Origin of the sequence: Saccharomonospora sp. NPDC046836, from assembly GCF_040645195.1 — a bacterium.
GTDB lineage: Bacteria > Actinomycetota > Actinomycetes > Mycobacteriales > Pseudonocardiaceae > Prauserella_A.
Genome location: NZ_JBEYXW010000014.1, coordinates 156,168 through 162,658 on the forward strand (window position 1 = coordinate 156,168; position 6,491 = coordinate 162,658).

Annotated in this window: 7 protein-coding genes; 6 read left to right on the forward strand and 1 reads right to left on the reverse strand. The window is 69.0% G+C overall.

Translation table 11 applies throughout. The features are described from left to right. The first annotated feature begins 13 nt into the window (after positions 1 to 13). The 6 genes from ABZ863_RS18125 to ABZ863_RS18150 all read left to right on the forward strand — a co-directional run bounded on the left by ABZ863_RS18125 (position 14) and on the right by ABZ863_RS18150 (position 5,554). Complete coding sequence (locus tag ABZ863_RS18125) at positions 14 to 1,231, forward strand: CaiB/BaiF CoA-transferase family protein (protein ID WP_358536756.1); 1,218 nt, start codon at positions 14 to 16, stop codon at positions 1,229 to 1,231. 35 nt (positions 1,232 to 1,266) lie between these two features. Then, the gene (locus ABZ863_RS18130) at positions 1,267 to 2,043 is read left to right on the forward strand and encodes an enoyl-CoA hydratase (RefSeq protein ID WP_358536759.1); all 777 of its coding nucleotides are present in this window, start codon (positions 1,267 to 1,269) and stop codon (positions 2,041 to 2,043) included. Then, the gene (locus ABZ863_RS18135) at positions 2,036 to 3,181 is read left to right on the forward strand and encodes a thiolase family protein (protein ID WP_358536761.1); all 1,146 of its coding nucleotides are present in this window, start codon (positions 2,036 to 2,038) and stop codon (positions 3,179 to 3,181) included. Before ABZ863_RS18130 ends, ABZ863_RS18135 begins: the two co-directional genes overlap by 8 nt. A gap of 12 nt (positions 3,182 to 3,193) precedes the next feature. Continuing rightward, positions 3,194 to 4,342: an acyl-CoA dehydrogenase family protein gene (locus tag ABZ863_RS18140; protein ID WP_358536764.1), complete on the forward strand. Its 1,149-nt coding sequence runs from the start codon at positions 3,194 to 3,196 to the stop codon at positions 4,340 to 4,342. Between the two features lie 100 nt (positions 4,343 to 4,442). After that, on the forward strand, positions 4,443 to 5,051 hold the full coding sequence (locus ABZ863_RS18145) for a TetR/AcrR family transcriptional regulator (RefSeq protein WP_358536766.1): 609 nt from the start codon (positions 4,443 to 4,445) through the stop codon (positions 5,049 to 5,051). Positions 5,052 to 5,128: 77 nt separating this feature from the next. Then, complete coding sequence (locus tag ABZ863_RS18150) at positions 5,129 to 5,554, forward strand: hypothetical protein (RefSeq protein WP_358536769.1); 426 nt, start codon at positions 5,129 to 5,131, stop codon at positions 5,552 to 5,554. Between the two features lie 70 nt (positions 5,555 to 5,624). On the opposite strand, the gene ABZ863_RS18155 is transcribed toward ABZ863_RS18150, so the two are convergent. Then, positions 5,625 to 6,491 (reverse strand): DUF222 domain-containing protein (locus ABZ863_RS18155; protein ID WP_358536772.1); only part of this gene is annotated, 867 nt, incomplete at its 5' end.

Here is a 6,491-nt window from a genome sequence, read left to right on the forward strand (position 1 = left end):
CGCAGTGTCCACAGTGTCTATTTCGGAGGGACCGCTGGCGGGGATCACGGTCGTCAGCCTGGAACAGGCGGTGTCCGCGCCCATGTGCAGCCGGACGCTGGGTGATCTCGGCGCGCGCGTCATCAAGGTCGAGCAGCCGCGCGGCGGCGATTTCGCCCGCCATTACGACAATGTCGTCAACGGTCTCGCCGCGCACTTCGTGTGGGTCAACCGGGGCAAGGAGTCTGTGACGCTCGATCTGAAGACGCCAGGCGGGATGGCCGTGCTGCACCAGCTGATCGACAGGGCCGACGTGCTGGTGTCCAACCTGGCGCCGGGCACCACGGCCAAGCTCGGGATCGCGCCGGACGATGTGGTCGCAGGCCATCCCGATGTCGTGGTGGTGGAGATCGACGGCTACGGGCCGGGTGGTCCGCTGTCCCACAAACGTGCCTACGACCTGCTGGTGCAGGCGGAGTCGGGGGCGTGCGCGATCACCGGGCAACCAGGGTCGCCCGCCAAGCCCGGCCCGCCGATCGCGGACGTCTGCTCCGGGCTGTACTCGGCGCTGTCCGTGGTGGCCTTGCTCTACGAGCGGGAGGCGCGTCGTGGTCGCGGGGCGCGGCGCGGTGCGGCGGTCGCCGTGAGCCTGTTCGACACCATGACCGAGCTCATGGGCTACGCGCTGACGTTCACTCAGCACTCCGGCGCGGACCAGCAGCCGCGCGGCATGGGGTCACCGGCGGTGGCGCCGTACGGGGCCTACCGCACGGCCGACGCGCAGACCGTGGTGCTCGGCACGACCAATGACCGGGAGTGGCAACGGCTCGCGCGCGAGGTACTGGGGCGCCCCGAGCTGGCGGACGACGAGCGCTTCCGGACCAATGCGGGGCGCGTCGCCCACAGTGACCTGCTCGACGCGGAGATCGGCGCGTGGTGCGCGCGGCACGACCTCGCCGACGCGCAGGAGCGCGCGGACGCCGCGAAGATCGGCAACTCCCGGTTCAACCTGCCGAGCGAGGTCCTCACGCACCCGCATCTCGCCGCCCGTGACCGGTGGCGCAAGGCCGATACGCCGGCCGGCCCGGTGCCCGCGTTGCTGCCGCCGCCCGTCATCTCCGGCTACGAGCCGCCGATCGGGGCGATCCCCGCGCTGGGCGAGCACACCGACGCTGTGCTGGCTGAACTCGGGTACGGCGCGGCCGAGATCGCGCGGCTGCGTGAGCAGGGCGCCGTCGGGGGACCGGCGTGACTCCGCCTGTTCTGTTGACGAGCGACCGCGGGGGCGTGCGGACCCTGACCCTGAACCGGCCACACCGGAAGAACGCGATCAACCGCGAGCTGTGGGTGGCCCTGCGGGACGCGTTCGCCGCGGTCCGGGAGGACCACGATGTCCGGGTGGTCGTGCTCACCGGGGCGGGCGGTGCGTTCTGCTCGGGCGCCGACATCTCCAGCGCCACCAATGATGTCCACCCTCTGGAGAGGATTCGCCCACTCAACGACGTCGCACTCCTGCTACACGAGGTGCCGGTACCCACGATCGCCAAGGTGACCGGGGTCGCGGTGGGCGCGGGGTGGAACCTCGCACTCGGCTGTGACCTCGTCGTCGCGACACCGGAGTCGCGGTTCTCGCAGATCTTCGTCCGGCGCGGTCTCTCTCCCGACTGCGGCGGCACGTGGCTGCTGCCCAAGCTCGCTGGCCTGCAGCAGGCGAAGCGCCTGGCCCTCCTCGGCGACATGATCGACGCCGAGGAGGCCAGATCGCTCAACCTCGTGACCTGGGTGGTGCCCGGCGAGGAGATCGACACGTTCGTTGACGAGCTGGCCGACCGGCTGGTGGCTGGGCCGCCGGTCGCGCTGGCCCAGACCAAAGGTCTGCTCAACGAGGGCGCCGATCGCACGCTGCGCGACGCGCTGGCGAGCGAGGGCCGCGCACAGGCCACGAACTTCGCCACCGCGGACGCACCGGAGGCCTACGCGGCGTTCGGCGAGAAGCGAGCACCCCGGTTCTCGGGGCGATGGGCGGGCAGTTTTCAGTCCACTGTGGAGGTTTCCGATGCGTGAAGCGGTCATCGTCGAGGCGGTCCGGACCGGCGCGGGCAAGCGGAATGGAGGCCTGTCCGGCTGGCACGCGGCGGACCTCTCCGCTGTGGTTCTCAATGCGCTGCTCGAACGGACCGGCGTGGACCCGGCGATCGTCGACGACGTCGTGTGGGGCTGCGTCTCCCAGATCGGCGACCAGGCGAGCAACATCGGGCGCTACTCGGTGCTCGCCGCGGGATGGCCCGAGACGGTTCCCGGCACGACCGTCAACCGTGCCTGCGGGTCGAGCCAGCAGGCCTTGGACTTCGCCGCGCAGGCCGTCATGTCCGGCCAGCAGGAGGTCGTGGTCGCGGGTGGCGTCGAGGTGATGAGCCGGGTGCCGCTCGGCGCGGCGAAGACCGGCGGAACGCCGTACGGGCCAAGGGCGCTGGCGCGTTACGACGGGTTCTCGTTCAACCAGGGCATCTCCGCGGAGAAGATCGCGCAGAAGTGGGGCCTGCGCAGGACGCAGCTCGACGAGTACGCCGCGGTCTCCCACGAGCGGGCGGCTTCGGCGCAGGACAGCGGCGCGTTCGACGCGCAGATCGTGCCGGCGACCGCGGACGGGACCACGGTGGCGGCCGACGAAGGGGTGCGGCGCGGCACCACGGCCGAGACGCTGGCCGCGCTCACACCCGCATTCCTCGACGACGGCGTCATCCACGCCGGGAACTCGTCGCAGATCTCCGACGGCGCGGCCGCGCTATTGGTGACCACTCCCGAGAAGGCGCGGGAGCTCGGGCTCACTCCGATCGTGCGGTACCGGTGCGGCGTGGTCGCGGGCGCCGACCCGGTGCTCATGCTCACGGGTCCGATTCCCGCGACGGAGAAGGTACTGCGCAGGGCCGGTGTCGGCGTCGCCGACGTCGGGGTGTTCGAGGTGAACGAGGCGTTCGCGCCGATACCGCTGGCGTGGCTTGCCGAGACCGGGGCCGATCCCGCACTGGTCAACCCGTTGGGCGGCGCCATCGCGCTCGGGCATCCACTCGGCGCGACGGGCGCGATGCTGATGACGCGCATGGTGAACCACATGCGCGACAACGGGATCCGCTACGGGCTGCAGACGATGTGCGAGGGCGGCGGCACGGCCAACGCCACGCTCGTCGAGCTCGTGAACTGACGGGGAGGACACGTGCGCCGAGAGGTCTTCACCTCCGATCACGAGGCCTTCCGCGAGGTCGTGCGGGAGTTCGTGGCCAGGGAGGTGGTTCCCCGGTACGAGGAGTGGGAGCGCGCGGGACAACTGCCCCGCGAGATCTTCGGCCAGCTCGGCGCCCTTGGCGTCCTGGGCATGGCGATCCCCGAAGAGTACGGGGGAGCGGGGTTCGCCGACTACCGCTACAACGTCGTGCTGCAGGAGGAGGCGGCGCGCGCATTGGTGACGCTGGGCACCGTGCGCACCCAGCTCGAGGTCATCCTGCCGTACCTGCTCGCCTACGCCGACGCGGCGCAACGCGAGCGCTGGTTTCCCGGGCTGGCGGCCGGCACGTTGCTGACCGCGATCGCGATGACGGAGCCGGGCACGGGCTCCGACCTCGCCGGTATCCGCACCACGGCTGTCCGCGACGGGGACTGCTACATCCTCAACGGTGCCAAGACGTTCATCACCGGCGGGCTGCTCGCCGACCTGGTGATCGTGGTGGCCCGCACGTCGACCGATGCGCGGGACCGGAGGGCGGGCCTGAGCCTGCTGGTGGTCGAGGACGGCATGCCGGGGTTCACCCGCGGGCGTGTGCTCAACAAGATGGGGATCAAGGTCCAGGACACCGTCGAGTTGTCGTTCCACGACGTGCGGGTTCCAGTGGCGAACCGGCTCGGCGAGGAGGGCAAGGCGTTCCACTACCTCGGGCGCAACCTGCCGCAGGAGCGGATGACCGTGGCGGTCGGGTCGGTCGCGCATGCACGCGCGGCGCTGAACCTCACGGTGGACTACGTCAAGGAGCGCACCGCGTTCGGCCAGCCGGTGGCCTCGTTCCAGAACACGAAGTTCGAGCTCGCCGCGATGGCCGCTGAGATCGAGGCGGTGCAGACGATGCTCGACCGCGCAGTGCTCGACCTCGTCGACGGGGTGCTCTCCGGCGCCGACGCGGCCAAGGTCAAGCTGGTCTGCACCGAGACGCAGGGCAGGGTGGTGGATCGTTGCCTTCAGCTGTTCGGCGGCTACGGCTACATCCTGGAGTACCCCATCGCCCGGCTCTACACCGATGCCAGGGTGGCGCGCATCTACGCGGGCACGAGCGAGGTCATGAAGCTGATCATCGCCAAGTCACTGGGGTTGTGAGTGCCGCCGCCTCGCTGAGACCCTTGTCACACTTGGAAAACTAACCTAATGTATGTTCGGTAGGTCGGTTTGAACAAGATCGGTTGAACAAGGGAGTTCAGTGTCCGATCAGCGTCCCTATGCCACGCTGCTCGCTAAGGGCGAGGACCGGCGCCAGCGGATCCTGGCTGTCGCGCAACGGCTGTTGACGAGCAACGGCTGGCGCAACACGACGCTGGGGCAGATCGCAGGCGAAGCCGGCGTCAGCCCGGCGGGTCTGTTGCATCACTTCGAGTCCAAGGAACAGTTGCTGCACGCGGTGCTCGAAGCGCGCGACGCATACGACAACGCTCACCGGGACACCTCGGGTGATCTCGTCGAGCAGATCCGGCACGCGGCAGAGCGGTTCGAGCAGGTGCCGCAGCTGGTCGGCATGTTCATCGTGCTCCTGGTGGAGAACCTCGACCCCGCCGCCCCTTTGCGCGACCGCCTTCTTCACCGGTACCAGTCGGCCACCGAGATCATCGCCGACGGGATCCGGCGCGGGCAACGCGAGGGCCGGTACCGGGACGATGTTGATCCAGTGATCAAAGCCAGGGGGATCGTTGCATTTCTTTACGGGATGGAGACAACATGGCTGCTCGATCCGTCGGTTCCGGTGACCGAGGTGTTCACGGACTACACCCAGTCGCTAGCCCTTCAGCTCGCCGTGCCCGAAACCGTCCGCTGAGGCACCGGCTGGTGGTGTTCGCGCCGACGATCGTGGGCGCCGTGCGAGCTGCGGGCGGCTGGCTGTTCGATTCTGTGATGGCCGGCTCGGATGTCATGGTTCTGGTCTCCGAAAAGGGCGACTGCCGGCCGGTGGAGATTCTCGGCGCGCTCGGTGGTGATCTCCAGGTCGCACTGGGCACCCGTGTGCACGGCCCGCGACCGCATACCCTGGCGGTCGGCGCCGAGCTCTACGACGCCGACCTGCGAGTGCGGCGGCTGGTGCAGCTGATTCTCGAGAACGGTCTGACGGAGGTCCGGTTCTTCGGCGAGAACTGGCCTGCCGACCTGGACGACGACATCGAGCGGATGTCTCACCGGCTCAGCGTCGCGGCGCGCGCCTTCAAGACGCAGGCCCTCGCCGCCGCGGCCGCGCCGGTCGAGCCGGTCGAGACCACTGAGGTGTTCGTCAGCGGCGAGGTGCTTTCCCTCGCACCGGAGACCCCGCACCTCGTACCCGTCTAGAAAGTGTGGGGGCGGCGGGTGTCGAGATCGGAACCGATCTCGACACCCGCCTTTCCACACTGTTCGACCATCAGGACGCCAGCACCATCGGACCCGGCGCGGTGGCATGATCCGCTTTCAGCCAAGTGTGAAATGCGTGCAGGGTGTTGCGGCGGGGTTGTTGTTCGGGGTCGATGTGGGGTGGTGGGATGTACCAGGGGATTCCGTTGGTCATGCGGATCTTCCAGTTGCTGTGGTGCACCACCCGGTGGTGATGCTGGCAGACCAGGGTGAGATTGTCCAAAGTGGTGGGTCCGCCGTTGCTCCAGTGGACGATGTGGTGGGCCTGCGACCACTTGGCTTTGCGGTCGCAGCCCGGAAAACTACAGCCCTTGTCCCGGTGGATCAGGGCCCGCCGGAGGCTTCGGGGAACCGTGCGGGTCGTCCGTCCGACGTCGAGGACCTCGCTGGCGGTACCGAACACCATGGGGGCGGCTTTCGCATCGCAGGCCATCCGTCGGATCTGCCCGGCCGACATCGAGAGGTGACCGTCGACCAGGCCCCGGCCGATCCCGGTGGTGAGCTGGTCCAGTGTGGCCGACACGAGAAGGGTGACCGGTTCCCCCGCCTCGGTGGGGGTGTCCGGGCAGCGGGCGGCCAGGGCGAGGATGTCGGCGAACGCGTCGCCGTAGCGTTCGTCTCGGGAGCGGAGGTCCGGTCCATCATCGCTGGACCGGGGAGCGGTTAACGGGGACAGGAGGTTGGCCAGCAGCGCGCCGGTTTCTTTGTCCAGCCCGAACGTGCCAGTGACGCCGTCGGCGGTCTCGTGGAAGTCCAGCCACCGTTTCGGCTGTATCAGGGTGTCATCTTTGGGTTCGGCGCCATCGGGGTCCAATCGGTCCCGGATCTCCCGACCCAGCCTGGCAATGATCCGAGGCTCGCTCACGATTGCGGCCTC

What these genes read in the sequence shown, in the direction of transcription:
- ABZ863_RS18150 (WP_358536769.1), top strand. Translation starts at nt 5,129, where the DNA reads ATGGCCGGCTCGGATGTCATGGTTCTGGTCTCCGAAAAGGGCGACTGC.
- ABZ863_RS18135 (WP_358536761.1), top strand. Translation starts at nt 2,036, where the DNA reads ATGCGTGAAGCGGTCATCGTCGAGGCGGTCCGGACCGGCGCGGGCAAG.